General features: G+C 55.8%; 20 protein-coding genes. 4 read left to right on the top strand and 16 right to left on the bottom strand.

Going from position 1 to position 17570, the window contains the following annotated elements:
- Positions 1-76: 76 nt before the first annotated feature.
- Positions 77-355, bottom strand: a complete 279-nt coding sequence (gene sciP, locus ACWB12_RS14485; RefSeq protein ID WP_479530798.1) for a CtrA inhibitor SciP — start codon at positions 353-355, stop codon at positions 77-79.
- 131 nt (positions 356-486) lie between these two features.
- On the opposite strand from sciP, the gene mnmA reads away from it, so the two are divergent.
- Complete coding sequence (mnmA, locus tag ACWB12_RS14480) at positions 487-1620, top strand: tRNA 2-thiouridine(34) synthase MnmA (protein WP_479530797.1); 1134 nt, start codon at positions 487-489, stop codon at positions 1618-1620.
- Between the two features lie 61 nt (positions 1621-1681).
- Here the strand turns inward: mnmA and lpxB are convergent, their stop codons facing one another.
- The 13 genes from lpxB to pyrH all read right to left on the bottom strand — a co-directional run bounded on the left by lpxB (position 1682) and on the right by pyrH (position 13729).
- A complete protein-coding gene (lpxB, locus tag ACWB12_RS14475; RefSeq protein WP_479530796.1) occupies positions 1682-2830 on the bottom strand; it encodes a lipid-A-disaccharide synthase in 1149 nt (382 codons plus the stop codon).
- Positions 2830-3630 carry an LpxI family protein gene (locus ACWB12_RS14470; protein WP_479530795.1) on the bottom strand — a complete coding sequence of 267 codons (801 nt, stop codon included), beginning with the start codon at positions 3628-3630 and terminating at the stop codon, positions 2830-2832. The genes lpxB and ACWB12_RS14470 overlap by 1 nt, the downstream gene beginning before the upstream one ends.
- Positions 3627-4424: an acyl-ACP--UDP-N-acetylglucosamine O-acyltransferase gene (lpxA, locus tag ACWB12_RS14465; protein ID WP_479530794.1), complete on the bottom strand. Its 798-nt coding sequence runs from the start codon at positions 4422-4424 to the stop codon at positions 3627-3629. The genes ACWB12_RS14470 and lpxA overlap by 4 nt, the downstream gene beginning before the upstream one ends.
- 6 nt (positions 4425-4430) lie before the next feature.
- Positions 4431-4889, bottom strand: coding sequence for a 3-hydroxyacyl-ACP dehydratase FabZ (fabZ, locus tag ACWB12_RS14460; protein WP_479530793.1), 459 nt, complete (start codon positions 4887-4889; stop codon positions 4431-4433).
- Between the two features lie 101 nt (positions 4890-4990).
- Entirely contained in the window at positions 4991-5563 is a 573-nt protein-coding gene (locus ACWB12_RS14455; protein ID WP_479530792.1) for an OmpH/Skp family outer membrane protein, read from the bottom strand.
- 1 nt (position 5564) lies between these two features.
- Entirely contained in the window at positions 5565-7889 is a 2325-nt protein-coding gene (gene bamA / locus ACWB12_RS14450; protein ID WP_479530791.1) for an outer membrane protein assembly factor BamA, read from the bottom strand.
- Positions 7890-8055: 166 nt separating this feature from the next.
- On the bottom strand, positions 8056-8190 hold the full coding sequence (locus ACWB12_RS14445) for a hypothetical protein (protein WP_479530790.1): 135 nt from the start codon (positions 8188-8190) through the stop codon (positions 8056-8058).
- Positions 8191-8283: 93 nt separating this feature from the next.
- A complete protein-coding gene (gene rseP / locus ACWB12_RS14440) occupies positions 8284-9621 on the bottom strand; it encodes an RIP metalloprotease RseP (RefSeq protein ID WP_479530789.1) in 1338 nt (445 codons plus the stop codon).
- Between the two features lie 26 nt (positions 9622-9647).
- Entirely contained in the window at positions 9648-10820 is a 1173-nt protein-coding gene (gene dxr, locus ACWB12_RS14435) for a 1-deoxy-D-xylulose-5-phosphate reductoisomerase (RefSeq protein WP_479530814.1), read from the bottom strand.
- A 1-nt stretch (position 10821) separates the two neighbouring features.
- The gene (locus ACWB12_RS14430; RefSeq protein ID WP_479530788.1) at positions 10822-11610 is read right to left on the bottom strand and encodes a phosphatidate cytidylyltransferase; all 789 of its coding nucleotides are present in this window, start codon (positions 11608-11610) and stop codon (positions 10822-10824) included.
- Positions 11607-12335 (bottom strand): isoprenyl transferase, encoded by a 729-nt coding sequence (locus tag ACWB12_RS14425; RefSeq protein ID WP_479530813.1) that lies wholly within the window; start codon positions 12333-12335, stop codon positions 11607-11609. The genes ACWB12_RS14430 and ACWB12_RS14425 overlap by 4 nt, the downstream gene beginning before the upstream one ends.
- Before the next feature lie 30 nt (positions 12336-12365).
- The gene (gene frr / locus ACWB12_RS14420) at positions 12366-12929 is read right to left on the bottom strand and encodes a ribosome recycling factor (protein ID WP_479530787.1); all 564 of its coding nucleotides are present in this window, start codon (positions 12927-12929) and stop codon (positions 12366-12368) included.
- A 50-nt stretch (positions 12930-12979) separates the two neighbouring features.
- Complete coding sequence (pyrH, locus tag ACWB12_RS14415; protein WP_479530786.1) at positions 12980-13729, bottom strand: UMP kinase; 750 nt, start codon at positions 13727-13729, stop codon at positions 12980-12982.
- Positions 13730-13825: 96 nt separating this feature from the next.
- On the opposite strand from pyrH, the gene miaA reads away from it, so the two are divergent.
- The 3 genes from miaA (at position 13826) to ACWB12_RS14400 (ending at position 16290) form a co-directional block, all read left to right on the top strand.
- Positions 13826-14704, top strand: coding sequence for a tRNA (adenosine(37)-N6)-dimethylallyltransferase MiaA (miaA, locus tag ACWB12_RS14410; RefSeq protein WP_479530785.1), 879 nt, complete (start codon positions 13826-13828; stop codon positions 14702-14704).
- Positions 14705-14822: 118 nt separating this feature from the next.
- A complete protein-coding gene (locus ACWB12_RS14405; protein WP_479530784.1) occupies positions 14823-15623 on the top strand; it encodes a helix-turn-helix domain-containing protein in 801 nt (266 codons plus the stop codon).
- 121 nt (positions 15624-15744) lie between these two features.
- Positions 15745-16290, top strand: a complete 546-nt coding sequence (locus ACWB12_RS14400; protein ID WP_479530783.1) for a VOC family protein — start codon at positions 15745-15747, stop codon at positions 16288-16290.
- Positions 16291-16292: 2 nt separating this feature from the next.
- Here the strand turns inward: ACWB12_RS14400 and ACWB12_RS14395 are convergent, their stop codons facing one another.
- Both ACWB12_RS14395 and ACWB12_RS14390 read right to left on the bottom strand, forming a co-directional pair.
- Positions 16293-16835 (bottom strand): lytic transglycosylase domain-containing protein, encoded by a 543-nt coding sequence (locus ACWB12_RS14395; RefSeq protein ID WP_479530812.1) that lies wholly within the window; start codon positions 16833-16835, stop codon positions 16293-16295.
- Positions 16836-16986: 151 nt separating this feature from the next.
- The gene (locus ACWB12_RS14390; RefSeq protein ID WP_479530782.1) at positions 16987-17400 is read right to left on the bottom strand and encodes a helix-turn-helix transcriptional regulator; all 414 of its coding nucleotides are present in this window, start codon (positions 17398-17400) and stop codon (positions 16987-16989) included.
- Between the last annotated feature and the right edge of the window lie 170 nt (positions 17401-17570).

Genomic DNA, 17570 nt, shown 5'->3' with positions numbered 1-17570 from the left:
CTTCAGCAATGTGGTTAACACTGGGGTTAAATGGTTAACCACAAGTTACCATTGCGGAACAATTCGTGAATACATCTTAAAGTTGTCTATACTTTTGTAAAGAAGTGGTTTTTAGCGCGTTCGGTCCGTGTTTTTGCACCGCCGATTGCCATGAATGATACTCTTCTTCGCTTAATCCATAGCGTTCAAGCGCCTCTTTTAAGGGAATCAGTCCGGACAAAACCGCCTTGACCACGGCGACCTTGCGGCTGGCGACCCAACGGCGTGTGGCCGGATCAGGCAAATCTGCCCGCGTCATTACAGTGCCATCGGGCAAGGTTACGGCACGCGGGCCATCAACTTTTTTCAAATACATCGGGCATCCCTTATGCGGTTTTGCCCAATTTGCGCCAACACCCTTAATTAGGAATGAAACCACCCCTTGTTAGTCGTTAGCATTTTCCTATATTTCGAAAGACCTCACTAACCGATATGAACGGCATCCTAATGACCCACCCATTGAACAGCCTTGGTTTTGCTAACCCCCCGTCCGAAACCCGCGTGGTTGTGGCGATGTCGGGCGGCGTGGATTCGTCCGTGGTCGCGGCTGAGCTAGCGACAGAGGGCTATGATGTGGTCGGCGTCACCTTGCAGCTGTATGACCACGGGGCGGCTTTGGCCAAAAAAGGCGCGTGCTGTGCCGGGATCGACATCCATGATGCGCGCCGCGTCGCCGAAGAAATGGGGTTTCCGCATTACGTGCTGGATTACGAGAACATCTTTAAGGAAACGGTGATTGATGAATTTGCCGACAGCTATCTGGCGGGGGCGACACCGGTGCCGTGCATTCGCTGCAATGAACGGGTGAAATTCAAAGACCTGCTAGCGACTGCACGTGATCTGGACGCCGATTGCATGGCGACGGGGCATTATATTCAGCGCAAGCTGGGGGCGCACGGGGCCGAGCTGCATTCAGCGGCGGACGCCGCGCGGGATCAAAGTTATTTCCTGTTCCCAACCACGCAGGAGCAGCTGGAGTATTTGCGCTTTCCATTGGGGCATCTGAAATCCAAGGCCGAGACCCGCGCCTTGGCGGCGAAGCATGGGCTGGCGGTGGCGGATAAACCCGACAGTCAGGACATCTGTTTCGTGCCCGATGGAAACTATGCCGCCCTGATTGAAAAGCTGCGCCCCGAGGCGGCCAGCCCCGGCAACATCGTTGATCTAGAGGGCAATGTACTGGCCAGCCATCGCGGGGTTATTCATTATACCATCGGGCAGCGTCGCGGCTTGGGTATTGGCGGGCTGGATGATCCGTTATATGTGGTGCGGCTGGATGCGGACACCCGCGAGGTGGTTGTCGGACCAAAAGAGGCACTGACCACCAAGGTGATTGCTGTGCGCGAGATTAACTGGCTGGGGGACGAGCCGTTTGATAGCCGAGACGAATGGCGTCTGGCGGTCAAGGTGCGTTCAACCCGCCCGCCCCGCGCTGCAATCGTGCGTCCACTGTCGGCGACGACGGCCACGGTGGAATTGTTGACGCCAGAAGAAGGCGTGTCACCCGGGCAGGCTTGTGTGTTTTACGAGGATAGCGGCAGCCGGATATTTGGGGGTGGCTGGATTTGGCGCGGGGAATAGTTTTCTGTGAAGCGTAAGAGATTCTATGCCTCCGGCGGGGATATTTGTGGAACGAAAATGACTAGAGAGCAGCAAGGACAGCTTTAGCTGCCCGCAACCCTGGTGCCTCATCCCCACGTCCTAGACGCTGCATTGTCACATTCATCGCGGCTTGTTGACCTTTCGGGTTTTCAAGAACCGCCAACACGCCGCCCGCAATTTTATCCGGCACACAATTTGCGCCCAGAAATTCCGGCACCACGCGGGTGTCAGACACAAGGTTCACCAGCGTTACCGTGTCTACTTTCAGCATGCGGCGGATCAAGTTGCGCGACAGCCAGTTCATATCATAGGCGATCACCATTGGCGTATTGGCAGCGGCCAGTTCCAGTGAAACGGTTCCCGAAGCCGCAAGGGCCACGTCGGCGGCGGCAAAGGCGGCGCGTTTCTCGGCGGCGGCGCTGGCGCCCAGTTGGGTCGGGTCCAGCACGGTGGGCTTAACGGGCCAGTCCGCAACCAGTTCCTGCACCAGCGGCGCCACCGCGCCAGCGGCGGGTAGAACAACGTGCAGGTCGGGGCGGGTTTGCAGGATGCGCTGGATGGTTTGGCCAAACACGGGTGCTAAGCGGGTGACTTCGCCACGGCGTGACCCAGGGAGAACCAGCAGTAAGGGGGCGTCATTAATACCGTGGCGAGTGCGGAAATCTGTGGCTTCATCCGCTCTGGCCACAGGCTCACTGACCACAGGGTGACCGACAAAATCACAGCCCATGTTTGCTGCCTTCATCAGGGGCGGCTCGAACGGCAATAGCGCCAGTACATGGTCGATCACGCGGGCCATTTTGGCAGCTCGCCCTTCGCGCCAAGCCCAGACGGACGGCGCGACGTAGTGGATGGTGCGGATGTCACTGCCGGCTTTGACCCGTTTGGCAACCCGCAGGCAGAAATCGGGGCTGTCGATGGTGATCATCGCATCCGGTTTCAGGCGAAGAACTTCAATGGCGCATTCACGTATCCGGCGTTTCAGCGCGCGGTATTTGGGCAGCACCTCGGCGATGCCCATCACTGACAGCTCGCCCATCGCAAACTGGCTGACCAGCCCTTGCGCTTGCATTAATGGCCCGCCAACCCCAAAGAATTCTACGTCGGGCGCAAGCTGTTTCAGCCCCGCCATTAGGGCCGCCCCCAGAGCATCGCCCGAAGGCTCGCCTGCAATCAGGTAAAACCGCATCAGAGCGCCAGCAGGAATAGGCCTGCTGCATCAAGAGCTTTGAGCGTTTCGGCGCGTTCAAGGATCAGCACACGACCGGCAGCAATCACAATCCCGCCAAGACCTGCCGCAGTAACGGACGCCACTGTGTCCGGCCCGATGGCAGGCATATCGACGCGCAAATCCTGATCTGTTTTGGCGGCTTTCACAAACACACCAGTGGCACGGCGCAGATGTTTCGGGGTGGCGGCTACAAATTCTAGCATCGCGTCGGTGCCTTGCAAGGTTTCAACGCCCAGACACAGCCCACCGGCCACGACCACACCCTGCCCCACGTCCACCCTGCTAAGGGCGTGCAGGATTTCCATACCACGATTTGCATCAGCCATTGCCGCCGCATCGGGCGCGGGGCCAGCAAGCAACCCCGCCTGCGCCACCAGATCAGGCACCACCTGATGCGGGCCGACCACGGTGAACCCTTCGCCTTCAAACACTGCAACGATTTCACGCAACAGCCCGTCATCGCCCCCTGCCATCGCCGCCATCAGACGCGGGGCAAGGGCGGCAGTTTTAGCATCGAATGCAGCGGGATTCAGCGCGGGTCGGGTCATGGCACCAGCGAAGGTGACCGTGGTGATACCTGCCGCGCGCAAGCCGTCAAACATCGCACCAAACGTGTTAAATGATGCCGCCAGATGGTGCGGAGTCGGCACCGTCACATCGACGCCTTCAAAACTGACAAATAGAGCCTTCGGGTTTGCCCCGGCCAATGTCTGCGGTAGCGCCCCGCGCCCCGCAAGAATGGCCAGTTTATCGCTCATTTCGGGGTCAGGAACGAACGCCCGCTCGTGCCCAGAATAAAGTCGGCGATTTCTTGAACGTAGGCACTGTCGCTTTCATCGGCCAGACGTTCGGCCCGCTCCTGAAATGCGCCATCCCCTTGGGCCAGCGATTGATAGGCCGCCCTAAGTGCGGTGATTTCATCCCGCGCCACACCGCGCCGTTTCAAACCGATCAGGTTCAGACCATCCAGCTCGCCTCGGGCCGATTGCACCAACCCGAACGGGATCACATCATTGGTCACCATTGTCACCGCCCCGATGATCGCCCCACGCCCAATGCGCACAAACTGGTGGATGCCAGACAGTCCACCGATGATCACATCATCGCCAATCACACAATGTCCCGCCACCGCCACCTGATTGGCCAAAATCACATTGTTGCCAAGGATCGCGTCATGCGCCACATGGGCGCCGGTCATGATCAGGCAATCATCGCCCACTTGCGTTAGACCGCCACCACCATCAGTGCCGGTGTTCAGCGTTGCCCCTTCACGGATACGGGCGCGTTTGCCGATGATCAGGCGGGTTTCCTCGCCGTTGAATTTCAAATCCTGCGGAATTTCCCCGACCGTGGCAAAGGGAAACACCACGCTGTCCTCGCCGACTTCGGTATGCCCTGTGAGCACAACATGGCTTTTCAAATACACCCGCTGCCCCAGCACCACATTTGCTCCGACACAGCAAAACGGCCCGATCACGCATCCCTCGCCTACTACGCACCCATCCTCAATGATGGCGCTGGCATGAATATTGGCTGTGGGATGAATGGTCATGGTGATCTATTCCTCCAACAAATCAATCATTGCAACGATTTCGCACTCAGCAGCAACTTCATCACCTACCTTGCCAACGCCACGGAATTTCCAGATTTTTTTGGACCCGCGCAACACCTCGACATGCAGTTCCAGCACATCGCCCGGCACCACCTTGCGGCGGAACTTGCATTTGTCGATCGACATGAAATAGACCAGCAGCGGTTTATCCACCAGTTCCAATGTGATGCCGACCAGCACGGCGGATGTCTGGGCAATCGCCTCGACAATCATCACGCCGGGGAAAATCGGAGCACCCGGGAAATGGCCCTGGAACTGTGGCTCGTTAAAGGTGATGTTCTTGATGCCGACCGCCGTTTCGTTGGCGACAATATCGCGCACCTTGTCGATCAAAAGGAATGGATAGCGATGCGGGATAATCCGTTGAATGATATCCAGATCGGCTTCGGTTATTAGTTCGGTCATGTCCCTGTCCCTGATTACTTATTCATTACCGTTGTCTTTGATTAGCAATTCAAAACATGGCAGGCAAGGCAGTCTCGATCTCGCGATGTAACACTTGCATTTTATTCTTCCGGAGCAATTGGCTGAGCAACGCCATCACCAAGTGTTGCATCGATCCTGCGGACGGCCTCGTCCGTTATGTCAACCCCGTCGGATGATATGAAAATTGCGCGCCTATCAAGGATTGCTGTTGCGCCATGCTCTTTCATCAGCGTTCCTAAAATTGGCACAACCAGTTTGAAATAGGTTGCACGCTCCTCTTCCAGCCTGCGGCCCAGTTCGCGTGTCTTTACCTCTTGGGCACGGCGAATGGCCTGCACTTTGTCATCAAACCCATCCGCCAACAGCCGGAAGGCCTCGGGCGTCAGTTTCGGGCGCTGCTCGGTCAGGGATCTTTCCTCGGCGGTCAGATCTGCCTCTATCCGCCGATTTTCGGCTGAAAGGGTGGCGGATGCGGATTCAATATCTGAATTCACCCGCTCGCCGTATAGCGAGGTGGCAAACAGGCGCTCTTGATTGATGGTCAGAATGGTGCTGGTTGATGCGCCCTGACCCTGTGCCGCGACAGGGGCAGCCACGCCAAACCACAAACCGAATAAAACCAGAACCGGATATAAAAAACCCCGCCGTTCCATATCAGAAAGTGGTCTGGATGGTCAGCTCGAAGCTCTGGTCTAGATCGTAGCTTTCTTTTTGCAATGCTTTGGAGAAGTTGAACCGCAATGGGCCGATGGCCGTGGTCCAGAAGATCGAAAACCCGATGGCAGAACGCCAGTGCAGTGAATCATCCACAGGATTGAGTCCCGCTGGGCCACCGTTAATGTTGTCCAATCCCCAGACAGTGCCGATATCATAGAACACACCAGCCGTCAGGCCGTATTCCTCGGGCAGGCCCAGCGGGAAATTTGCCTCGAACCGTGCCACGGCAAACATGTTGCCCCCCAGCGCATCATCATTGGTCACAGTCAGGTCCCGTGGGCCAATGCCGTTGGCGGCAAACCCGCGCATTTTACTACCGTTCAAAAAGAACCGGTCCGTAACGCGTGTTTCATTGCTTGACAGGGATGCAATCGCACCGCCTTCAAATACCGCGCGCAAGGTTACTTCTTCATTGAACACCTTGGTCTCGGCCCCAAGCAGGGCGGTTGTTTTGATGAAGTTTGTATCCCCGCCCAAACCGGCGTAATCCTGACTGAAGCGAAGCACGATTCCGGCATTCGGGTTTAGCCCGGTGCGGCGCGTATCATAGCTGTAGGAATAGCCAAGCGAGCTGGTGAGCAGCGTGCCTTGATCCTGATCGGCGATCATAATTGCCGAGCTCACCCCCGCAGCAGTGTCCACATCCTTGGTAACACTGCTATTCAAAGAATACCGCACTTCTAGTCGGCCATTTTCACTGATCGGGAATTCAAGCGCCGGACTTATGCCGATCACCCGCGTGCCATAATGCGAATTGGAATTGCTGGATGTTGTATAAAATCCGTTGAACCTGAACCGAACATCCCGTCCCAAAAAGGCCGGTTCAACAAACGAGAAGCTGGCACTGGCATCGGCACTGGCGGTGTTGAACGAAAAGCTAAGCCCCTGCCCGCGCCCCAAAAAGTTGCGCTCGGAAAAGCCGACGGTCAATCCAAATCCGGCATCCGTTCCGAAAGACGCGCCAAAGCTCAGGCTGCCGGTTGGCTGCTCATCTACATTAACGTCAACAACAACCTGATCGGGTGCTGATCCCTCGCGGGCATTCACATCGGCATTGCTGAAAAAGCCAAGCCGCCGAATGCGCTCAGCAGATTCGCGGATCGCGCGCGGATTGAACGGGTCACCCTCAACCACTCGGAACTGGCGGCGCACCACGCGGTCCAGCGTTGTTGCATTGCCCTCGATATCAATCCGTTCCACAAAAATCCGTGGGCCTCTGGATATGACAAATTCTACATCCAGCGTCAGATCACGGTCATTGCGGGTGATCCGTGGCTCGACCCTGATGAAATTCAAGCTCTTCTTGATCGCCAGCCGCTCCATCCGCGCAATGGTATTTTCAACATGCGTCGGCGTATAGCTCATGCCCGGACGGATTTTTACTGCGGCTTGGAATTCCTCGGCATCGACCTCTTCCAGATCACTGACAGTGGTGATTTCACCGAATTCGAACTTTTGCCCTTCATTCACACTGAACGTGACAAAAAACCCGTCCCGCTCGCGCGAGATTTCGGAATTCACCGATAGAATTTGAAAATCGACATAGCCACGCGACAAATAGAAATCTCGCAGCACCTGTTTATCAAACTCGATCCGGTCAGCGATGAACGAATCCTTTTTCACCAGCGCCCGCAAAAGGCCGGCTTGTTTGGTTTCTAGAACCCGTCGCAAACGGCGGTCCGAATAAGCGCGGTTGCCAACAATGCTTAGGCGTTCAATTTCGACCACTTGGCCTTCGGTGATTTCAAACACCAGATCGACGCGGTTGTTCGAGCGGCGGATGATTTTCGGCGTCACCGTGGCCGAATACCGGCCTGACTGGCTGTAGGCGTCAGTGATTGCGGCGGCGTCCGCTTCAGCTGTGGACGGACTATAGACGTGGCGCGACTGCGATTGCACAATGACCGCTAGGTCCTCGGATTTCAGCCGCTTGTTTCCTTCAAAATTAATCCGGTTAATCGTAGGAAATTCGCGCACAGTGATCAGCAAGGTGCCGCCGCGTGGCTCGATGGACACAGATTCAAACAAACCGCTGCCCAAAACACGCTGATATGCGTCATTCAACTCAGCCGCAGACACTATTTCTCCCTTAGCGATTCCGGCGTAGGTCAGGATGGTGGCAGGCTCGATCCGTTGATTGCCCTCGATCTTGACCGCGTTAAATCGATAGGATTGTGCCTGTGCCGTTGTCGGTGCAACCACATAACCCATTGATAGTGAAAGAAATAAAACAACAGAAATTCGTTTGAATACTGATTTCATTTTAGTGCCCCATACCGCCCTACTGGTTTTTATCTTGGTCATTATTGCCAAGCCCGAATAGATATCCTGATGCCTCTTGCTAACGGGTCTGCGGGGGGTTGTCAAAAGACCAAAAAGCCCCGACCACTATTGGCGGAGGTGCGTCCTTATACATAATAAAATAGGGTTATCCCAGTGCGAGGGACCCAAAAAACGCGCCAGCAAATAGCGCTGTGGCGAGCGTTGCGATATACAACAAACGATCCCAGTTGATATCAACCAGAAGCGAAAGGCCGCGATAGCTGTTTTGTATGGCTTGCATGGATCTGCCCTTACCTTGTTGCGTGTTACAAAGTAGTTATATCGCCCGATTAAGGCACAATTAGGGCAATATGCCCGTTTTCAATATGGCTGATTACGGGCAGAACAGATCATTGGTTATGGCAAACACCATCAAGGACAGGATCAACACCAGCCCTGTGGTCATCATGATTTGCAACGCCTTGTCGCTAGGCGGCTTGCCGGTCACGGCCTCATAGGCAAAAAACACCAGATGCCCGCCATCCAGAACCGGAATTGGAAATAGGTTCAACAGGCCAACGGCCGCCGACAACAGGGCAATAAAAAAGATGAAACTCTCGGCCCCTTGGCTGGCCATTTGCCCCGATACTTTGGCAATGCCAATCGGGCCAGACATATTGCACGAACTGATTGCGCCGGTGACCATGTGATACAGTCCAGAAATCGACTGGGTCATGATGCCCCATGTCCGTTTGCCGCCAATCACAATCGATTCCCCCAAACCGGGGCTTTCAACAGCCGATGTAAAGAACGGGCTGCCGCTAATACCAATGATATAACGGGTTTCAAAGCTGTTATCAGATTTGGGCAGGTCGCGTTTCTGGGCCTCTATCGTAATCTCGATAATCTCGCCGTCCCGCCAGATTTTCAGGACGGTTGGCGCGCCTTTAGTGCCATTGATCACCGGAATCATCTGGCCAAATTCAAACACCTCTTCATCGCCAATCGCCAGAATAACATCGCCTTCTTTCAGGCCCGCAGCCTCGGCGGCCCAGCCTGGTGATACGTACGATACCCGCGACGGGGACAGGGGTGGCCCCAGAACGGTTACCTTGGTTCCATCGCGCAAAACGGTGTAGTCCAGTGTTGGCGTGACCGGCAGCGTATCGATGAAATCATAGAACCCTTCTTCCTCGGGCAGTTCTATGCCGTTGATCGCAAACAGTTTATCCCCTGATTGCAATCCGTATTCATCTGATGGCAATTGATATATCGTTTCAATCGTTGGCGGGTAGCTGGCCACACCGGACGACAGTGCAAGGCCTGCAAACACAATGATCGCAAGAATGAAATTAAACACAGGCCCCGCCAGAACCGTGGCAAATCGTGCCCACAAAGGGGCGCCGTGCATGGTGCGGCGCAATTCGGATTCAGACAGGCTGCTGATCACCTCGCCGTCTTTACCGCTGGCTGCACTGGAATCGCCCAGAAACTTTACATATCCGCCAAAGGGCAAGGCCGCTATCTGCCATTTAGTGCCGTGTTTATCATGGCGCGAGTAGACCACAGGCCCAAACCCGAGCGAGAACACCTCGGCATGGATACCGGACCAGCGCCCGACGATGTAGTGGCCATATTCGTGGATCGCCACAATCACCGAAAGGGCGACGACAAACGCCACCAGTGTAAATGCAAAATTGCCGAATGACGGGATAAGGCCTGCTAAATCCAAGGGGTAGTCCTCTTTGTTTTTTGTAATTACGCGCTCTGGGTGCGTATTATTTCTTTTGCTGCTTGTCGTGCCAGATGGTCTGTCTTGCGCACCATATCAAGGGTGATCGCGTCATTATTATGTCCGGCGGCGGCCGAATTTTGCAAAAGTGCCTCTTCTACCACTTCGGCCATTTGCATAAATCCGATTTGTCCGGTGATGAACGCATCCAGCGCCGTTTCTTTGGCCGCATTGAACACCGCCCCGGTTAACCCGCCCGCCTCGATCACCTCACGGGCCAGTCGCAGCGCGGGCCAGCGTTGTTCGTCCGGTGCACGAAACTCCAATTTGCCAATTTGCGCTAGATCCAACCGTTCCACCGGCACGTGTCCACGGTCGGGCCAGTGTAGCGCGTAGCCAATGGCGTGGCGCATATCGGCGGGGCCAACGTGGGCCATGATGCCGCCGTCAATGAACCCGACCAGCGCATGGATCAGGGATTGCGGGTGGATTATTACCTCGATTTGCTCTGGCTTAACGCCAAAATATTCTTTGGTTTCAATCACCTCAAGTGCTTTGTTAAACATACTGGCACTGTCGATAGTGATGCGTTGGCCCATGTCCCAATTCGGATGGCTTTGGGCCTGTTTCAGCGTAGCGGTGGCCAGTTTTTCAATCGGCCAATCCCGAAACGCGCCGCCCGATGCGGTGATGATGATGCGCTCGACCGCCGCTAAATCCTCGCCTACCAGCGCCTGAAAGATCGCCGAATGTTCGCTATCAACCGGCAGCAATGTCGCGCCATGCGCCTTGGCTTCGCGCATCAGCAGCGGCCCCGCCGCCACCAGACTTTCCTTATTGGCCAACGCCAATGTGGTGCCCTGTCTTAAAGCCCGCAGGCCCGGGGCCAACCCAGCCGCCCCAACGATGGCCGACAAAATCCAGTCGGCAGGCCGCTCGGCCGCCTCAACCAGCGCCGCCTCGCCCGCCGCCACTTCAACACCACTGCCCGTCAGTGCGGCTTGCAGATCGCCCAGATATTCGGGGAACGCGGTGATGGCGATCTCGGCCCGCAATTCACGCGCGTCTTTGGCCAGTTGTGCAATGTTGCGCCCGCCGGTCAGCGCCACCACCTGATATTTGTCCGGTGCGCGGCAGATCAGGTCAATCGCGCTTTGGCCTATTGATCCTGTTGCGCCAAATATGGTGATCCGGCGCATATCATCCGGCCCCATGTGGAAAACCTGTCAGCACCACCAGCAGAACCACCACCAGTGACGCGCCCAGCATTCCGTCAAACCGGTCCATGAAACCGCCATGCCCAGGGATCAGGTTTGATGAATCCTTGATGCCGGTTTTGCGTTTGATCGCACTTTCCGCGATGTCGCCCATTTGCGCAGCAAACGCCACCAGAACCGAAACCAACCACAAACCGTTTGATAAATCATAGGCCGTGCTGAAATACAGCCCGACCAAAGCTGCGCCAACCCATCCGGCAATTGTTCCCGACCATGTTTTTTTTGGGCTGACCTTGGGCCAGAATTTTGGCCCGCCCAACATGCGCCCCGCTGCATAGCCGCCAATATCACTGGCAATCACCACCAGCAGCATCCAAAGCAGCCAGACAAGACCAAGGTCTTGGCGTAGATAGATAAATCCGTATCCTGCCAGAATGATAAGCGCGCAATACCCCACAAAAATCTGCCGGTTTTGCTTGAGCACATAGGCCCCAAAACCCACCACGGCCACCAACCCAACAGCCATAAATATAGGCGACAAACTTCCCGACCATGCAACAACGACAGCCGTATTGACCCCGAGTGCGGCGTGGCGTTTTTCTTGATCGGGCGCGATCATTCGCGTAAGCTCCCATGTCATCAGCCCACAGGAAATCGTGATCAAGGCCTTGAACCACATGCCACCGGCCCAAACTGCCCCCGCCCCGACAATCGCCATCACAATCGCCGACATCACACGCGGTTTAAGGTCATCCCAGTTTCGATCCCTCATGCGGGCACCGCCCCAAAACGGCGCTCGCGATTGCCATATCCGCCCAGAACTTCGGCAAATATTTCTGGGGTGAAATCGGGCCACAGGGTATCAATAAATTCGTATTCGGAATAGGCCGCCTGCCATAACAGGAAATTGGAAACCCGCGCCTCGCCCGATGTGCGGATCACCAGATCGGGATCCGGCAGCACACAGGTATCCAGAAACCGCGTCAGGGTTTCCTCGTCCACATCCTCGGGGTGCAGTTTACCCTCGGCCACCTCATGTGCCAGCCGTTTGGTGGCGCGGGCCACCTCATCGCGGCCACCGTAATTCAGCGCAATGGTCAAATGCACCAGATCATTATGCGCCGTTACCTGCTCCAAATCATCCATCAGCGCCAACAGCTTATTGTCCAGCTTGACACGATCTCCAATGAACCGGACACGGACCTTGCGATCAATCAGCGCCTGGGTTTCCCTTTTGATGTAGCGCCGGAACAACAGCATCAGACCGGACACTTCGGCTTGTGTGCGCTTCCAGTTCTCGGTCGAAAACGCAAAGATCGTCAGGTATTTCACCCCCAGATCAGGGCAGGCCTCGACAATTTCGCGCACCCGTTTTGCACCCGCCCTGTGGCCAAACAAACGCGGCTTGCCGCGGGCTTGCGCCCAGCGACCATTGCCATCCATAATGATGGCCACATGGTTCGGGGTATTCTTCGGGTTTACCTTACTGACCAACATCTTACCTTTCAAAGCTCAGCCAAACTCGGGCTAAACCTGCATGATTTCTTCTTGCTTGTTTTCCAGTGCGGCATCCACTGCTGCAATGGCCTTGTCGGTCAGATCCTGCACCTCGTCGTGCCAGATTTTATGGTCGTCTTCGCCCATGCCGTCGGCCTTGGCTTTTTTCAATTGGTCCATCCCGTCGCGCCGCACATTGCGCACTGCAACCCGCGCGTGTTCGGCATATTGCGCGGCCACTTTGGTCAGTTCGCGGCGGCGCTCCTCGTTCAACTCGGGGATCGGCAGCATGATGATGGTGCCATTCAACTGCGGGTTAATCCCCAACCCACTTTCGCGGATCGCCTTTTCAACGGCGGCGACCATTGCCTTGTCCCAGACATTGATCGTTAACATGCGCGGTTCAGGCACATTAACCGTGCCGACCTGATTGACCGGTGTTTTCTGGCCATATGCCTCGACCATAATCGGATCCAGCATCGAGGCGGCAGCCCGCCCTGTGCGCAGGCTGGCAAATTCAGTGCGCAATGCCCCTTGCGCCCCGTCCATCCGGCGCTGGAGGTCATCAAGGTCAATTTCAATTTCGTCTGACATGCTGTTTTCTTTCCTAGCTCGGCTTTTGCCGGATTACGCCCAATATACAGTTAACTATGAACCGTTGTATAGGTTCCTTCACCCGCCAGAATGCCACGGAACCCACCTGGTTCATCCAGCGAAAAGACGATGATCGGCAGATTGTTATCACGGGCTAGCGCAATCGCGCTGGCATCCATCACCCCTAGGTGCTGTTGCAGCACCTCGTCATAGCTGACCCTCTCGTAACGTTTGGCATCGTCAAACTTGGCTGGGTCCTTGTCGTAAACCCCGTCGACCTTGGTTCCTTTGAAGATCGCTTCACAGGTCATTTCATTGGCCCGCAGGGTCGCGGCGGTATCGGTGGTGAAATAAGGATTGCCTGTTCCGGCAGCAAAAATGCACACCCGCTTTTTCTCAAGGTGGCGCACGGCGCGGCGCCGAATGTAGGGTTCGCACACCTGATCCATCGGAATGGCGCTGATCACGCGGGTATAGACGCCGATGCCCTCAAGGGCAGATTGCATCGCCAACGCGTTCATCACGGTTGCCAGCATCCCCATATAATCCGCCGTGGTGCGTTCCATCCCTTGTGCCGAGCCTTGCAAACCACGGAAAATGTTACCGCCACCAATGACCATGCAAATCTCGGTGCCCATGTCGTGTACGGTTTTTACCTCGTGGGCGATGCGTTCAACCGTGGGCGGATGCAGGCCAAACCCCTGATCACCCATCAACGCCTCACCAGAAATCTTTAGCATCACCCGCTTGAACGCGGGCTTTTCGGAGTCGTTTGGTGTGGTATTGTCTGCATCATTCATGGTGATTTGCCCCCGCATAAATCTAGGTGTTTGCCTTTTGGCTAAAATGTCGGAAAAACGGGGCAGGTTCAACGCCAAACAACGCGAGTGCAGCAATTGATTGATATTAAATCCATCCCCGCCGATCTGCCGGTCCTGATTGCCGGACCAACGGCGGCAGGCAAGTCGATGCTGGCGCTGGAAATCGCCGATACATCTGGCGGGGTGATTGTGAACGCCGATGCGCTGCAGGTGTTTGATGGCTGGCGCATTCTGACGGCGCGGCCTGATGACCATGATCTGGGGCTGGCCGAGCACCTTTTATATGGGCATGTGCCGTTCAACCGTGACTATTCGGTCGGGCTCTGGCTGCGCGACGTGGCGCAAATTCTGGACAAATCGCCGGACCGCCCGATCATCGTTGGCGGCACCGGCCTGTATTTCAAGGCCCTGACCGAAGGTTTGGCCAACATCCCCGCCACCCCGCCAGAAATCCGGACGCGTGCCGATCAACTGCTGGCCGACCAAGGGCTGGATGCGCTGATCATCGGGCTGGATCCGGCGACGTTGGCGCGGATTGACCGGCAAAATCCGGTTCGGGTGCAGCGGGCATGGGAGGTGCAGCAGGCCACGGGGCGCAGTCTGGCCGCGTGGCAGGATATGACCCCGCCGCCCCTGTTGGGGCTGGAACAATGCACGCCGATCGTGCTGAATGCGGAACGGGACTGGCTGAACGCGCGGATTGACCGGCGGTTTGATTTGATGCTGAAAGGCGGCGCACTGAATGAAGCCCGCGCAATGGAGCAGCACTGGAACCCTGCCCACCTGTCAGCCAAAGCAATTGGCGCCCCACAACTGATTGCCCATATTAGGGGTCAAATCACGCTTGATCAGGCGCGTGATGCCGCCAGCATCGCATCGCACCAATACGCCAAACGCCAACGCACATGGTTTCGCGCCCGCATGGGTGGCTGGCATCCGCTTAATCTGCCGTAACCCATCGGCCACGATCCGCTGTATAATGTTTTTTAGTCATTTTTTGTTTGGTAACGGCGGCTTACCGGCGTAGCGTGCCTAAAAACAGGGTAAAAAGCCCAACCGTCCGAGGCAAGTGATGACCGAAATTGAGAACAAACTCCCCGAAGTCCGTATGACTCCGATTCCGCGACTGGCCCAAGGCGGGCGTTGGCGGGTCGAAGCTATGCGCAGTTATTCATCCAACCTGTTATTGTGGTTCACCCGTGGCCAGGGACGCATTACTGTGGCTGGCACCACCCGTGGTTACGGGGCGCATAATGCGGTGTTTATCCCCTCGGGCGTGATGCACGGGTTCGAGGTGTCAACACAGGTGTTTGGCACCGCCATCTTCATCCCGCGCGATCTTGGCTTCCCATTGCCCCATATGCCAATGCATTTGCGTATTCGCGATGCTGGCCCGCAAAGCGAAGTCACCGGCATTCTGGACAATTTGCAACGCGAGCTGGAAGGGGCGCGGCCAGAGCGTATTCGCGCCACACATCACCACACCGGATTACTTACCGTTTGGCTGAAGCGCCAGATGTTGCTGCATAGCGAGGACAGCAAAGCTCCCGATGCGGCCCAACGGCTGACCACACGGTTTACCGAAATGATCGAAGCGCAGTACCAAAGCGGTATGAACGTGGCCCAATACGCCCAAGCATTGGGTGTGACGCCCACGCATCTGACGCGGGTGTGCAATCAGGCATGTGGGCGCCCCGCCTCCTCCCTGCTGAGTGATCGAGTGATATTCGAGGCTCGCCGCCTGCTGCGCGAAACCAAAACGCCGATCCAGCAGGTCGCGGCCGAACTCGGCTTTACATCCCCTGCCTATTTCACCCGCGCCTTCCAGCATCATACCGGCCAGACACCTTCGGCATTTAGACGCGCCCGCTAACTCTTTCTTCTTTTCATAAATACCTGCGCCGCAGGCATCGTCCTTTGCATCGCCATATTCATTGCAAATGCAACGATATTGATTTACTTTGCATGGATCAGGAATGGAAAGGATGCCTAATATGAAGATCGAACGAATCCATCACGTCGCCTATCGCTGTAAGAACGCCAAGGAAACCGTTGAATGGTATAATAAAATGCTGAATATGGATTTCATTTTGGCAATCGCCGAGGACCATGTGCCTTCCACCCACGATCCTGACCCCTATATGCACGTCTTTATGGATTCGGGTGCTGGCAATGTTCTGGCATTCTTTGAATTGCCAACCCTGCCCGAAATGGGCCGCGATCCGAACACGCCGATCTGGACCCAGCATCTGGCGTTCAAGGTAAAAGACCGCGACGAGTTGCTAAAGTTCCGTGATCATCTCGAAGCCAATGGCGTCGAGGTTCTGGGCGTCACGGACCATTCGATCTTTCACTCGATCTATTTCTTTGACCCCAGCGGTCACCGGTTGGAACTGGCCTGCCCTGATCCACAAGAGGATGCAATGCTGGCCAAACTGGATTCGGTGAAATGGGACATGCTAAATGAATGGGACCGCACCAAAAAGGCCCCGCGCCACGCCGCATGGATGCATGAAAAAGAGCTGGACGGCGTAGAATAGCCTTAGCTGCCCCAGATTTTACGGACGTAATTCTTCGTCTCGCGATACGGCGGCACGCCGCCGTATTTTTCAACAGCCCCGGGTCCGGCATTATAGGCCGCCAAGGCCAGCCGCCATGAACGGAACCGGTCATACTGCTGGCGCAAATACCGTGCCCCACCATCCAGATTTTCATGTGGCACCCGTGGGTTCACACGCAAACGCCGTGCTGTGGCTGGCATCAATTGCGCCAGCCCCAACGCCCCCTTGTTTGATTTTGCCCGCGCATTCCAGCCGCTTTCCTGCTGGATCAGGCGCAGGAACAAATCTTCCGGCACCCCGTGTTTGCGCGCCGCTGCCCGCGCAACATTCAGATATGGTCCATTGTAGCGCCCGCCATACCGCAGCGAACCGCCAGCCTTGGTCGGCGTGATAACCGCATTTGGCTGCAAGCGAACTGAATTGGAATATTGGCTGGCTGCCCGTCCGTCCAACACACTGGTTTGCGAGCGAAACAGCGAAGTTCGAGATTTTGTCGACAGGTTTAGCGGCTCGGCATTGGCCATATCAGACCAAGCTATCCCCCCAATCAATACTGACGCAATTATGCGTTTCATTCCCAGTCCCCACCAGTCAGAATGACCTTGCTTTTGGGCAATATAATGGATTTTTTAGAAATCACCAGCCTTTGTGCCCCCATTGCATTTTTGCCCGTTTTCAAGCGGCGATTTCGCGCTCAACCAATGGCGAAAGCATCAGATCCTCAATCAACAGGCTGACCAGCTGGCCACGGTTTTCAACCTCGGCCTTGCGATAAATCGCATTCAACTGCGCCTTGATCGTGCCGTCGCGTGATCCGCGCAAATCAGCGATTTCACTGATTGAATAGCCTTTCAGGGTAAATCCCGCCACATCCTGTTCGGCTGCGGTTAGTTTCCAGTCGGAAAACATTTCTTCCATTAGCTCGTGCAACGCCCCCGAAGCAATACTGATGCCGCGTTCAATACGCGATTGGCGGCGCAGCAAATGCATCAGATACCGCGCCTCGACCCCGACCCCCAAAATCAGCACCAGTGACGCCAATCCCTCGATCACCAAATGCCACGAACCACTGAAGGTCGACCGACCCATCCAGTAAGCGTCATCCAGAACATCGCTAAGAAAAAACAGGGCACAAATAGGGCCTGTTGACGTTTACCGCAAATGAATGACGGTTGCGACGATTGAAATCATGGCCTTAAAACTATCGTCAGTTTTACATGCACGTAATGCTATCCTTTTGAATTCCTTTATCTTTTGGA

The sequence above is a fragment of the Profundibacter sp. genome, assembly GCF_056498605.1.
Note: the sequence above shows the minus strand (reverse complement) of the source record. Positions and strands in the feature narration are given on the sequence as shown.

Excerpts from the sequence above, each read along its gene's own strand:
- sciP (WP_479530798.1), bottom strand. The coding sequence starts at position 355 with ATGTATTTGAAAAAAGTTGATGGCCCGCGTGCCGTAACCTTGCCCGAT.
- mnmA (WP_479530797.1), top strand. The coding sequence starts at position 487 with ATGACCCACCCATTGAACAGCCTTGGTTTTGCTAACCCCCCGTCCGAA.
- lpxB (WP_479530796.1), bottom strand. The coding sequence starts at position 2,830 with ATGCGGTTTTACCTGATTGCAGGCGAGCCTTCGGGCGATGCTCTGGGG.
- ACWB12_RS14470 (WP_479530795.1), bottom strand. The coding sequence starts at position 3,630 with ATGAGCGATAAACTGGCCATTCTTGCGGGGCGCGGGGCGCTACCGCAG.
- lpxA (WP_479530794.1), bottom strand. The coding sequence starts at position 4,424 with ATGACCATTCATCCCACAGCCAATATTCATGCCAGCGCCATCATTGAG.
- fabZ (WP_479530793.1), bottom strand. The coding sequence starts at position 4,889 with ATGACCGAACTAATAACCGAAGCCGATCTGGATATCATTCAACGGATT.
- ACWB12_RS14455 (WP_479530792.1), bottom strand. The coding sequence starts at position 5,563 with ATGGAACGGCGGGGTTTTTTATATCCGGTTCTGGTTTTATTCGGTTTG.
- bamA (WP_479530791.1), bottom strand. The coding sequence starts at position 7,889 with ATGAAATCAGTATTCAAACGAATTTCTGTTGTTTTATTTCTTTCACTA.
- ACWB12_RS14445 (WP_479530790.1), bottom strand. The coding sequence starts at position 8,190 with ATGCAAGCCATACAAAACAGCTATCGCGGCCTTTCGCTTCTGGTTGAT.
- dxr (WP_479530814.1), bottom strand. The coding sequence starts at position 10,820 with ATGCGCCGGATCACCATATTTGGCGCAACAGGATCAATAGGCCAAAGC.
- ACWB12_RS14430 (WP_479530788.1), bottom strand. The coding sequence starts at position 11,610 with ATGAGGGATCGAAACTGGGATGACCTTAAACCGCGTGTGATGTCGGCG.
- ACWB12_RS14425 (WP_479530813.1), bottom strand. The coding sequence starts at position 12,335 with ATGTTGGTCAGTAAGGTAAACCCGAAGAATACCCCGAACCATGTGGCC.
- frr (WP_479530787.1), bottom strand. The coding sequence starts at position 12,929 with ATGTCAGACGAAATTGAAATTGACCTTGATGACCTCCAGCGCCGGATG.
- pyrH (WP_479530786.1), bottom strand. The coding sequence starts at position 13,729 with ATGAATGATGCAGACAATACCACACCAAACGACTCCGAAAAGCCCGCG.
- ACWB12_RS14405 (WP_479530784.1), top strand. The coding sequence starts at position 14,823 with ATGACCGAAATTGAGAACAAACTCCCCGAAGTCCGTATGACTCCGATT.
- ACWB12_RS14400 (WP_479530783.1), top strand. The coding sequence starts at position 15,745 with ATGAAGATCGAACGAATCCATCACGTCGCCTATCGCTGTAAGAACGCC.
- ACWB12_RS14395 (WP_479530812.1), bottom strand. The coding sequence starts at position 16,835 with ATGGCCAATGCCGAGCCGCTAAACCTGTCGACAAAATCTCGAACTTCG.
- ACWB12_RS14390 (WP_479530782.1), bottom strand. The coding sequence starts at position 17,400 with ATGGGTCGGTCGACCTTCAGTGGTTCGTGGCATTTGGTGATCGAGGGA.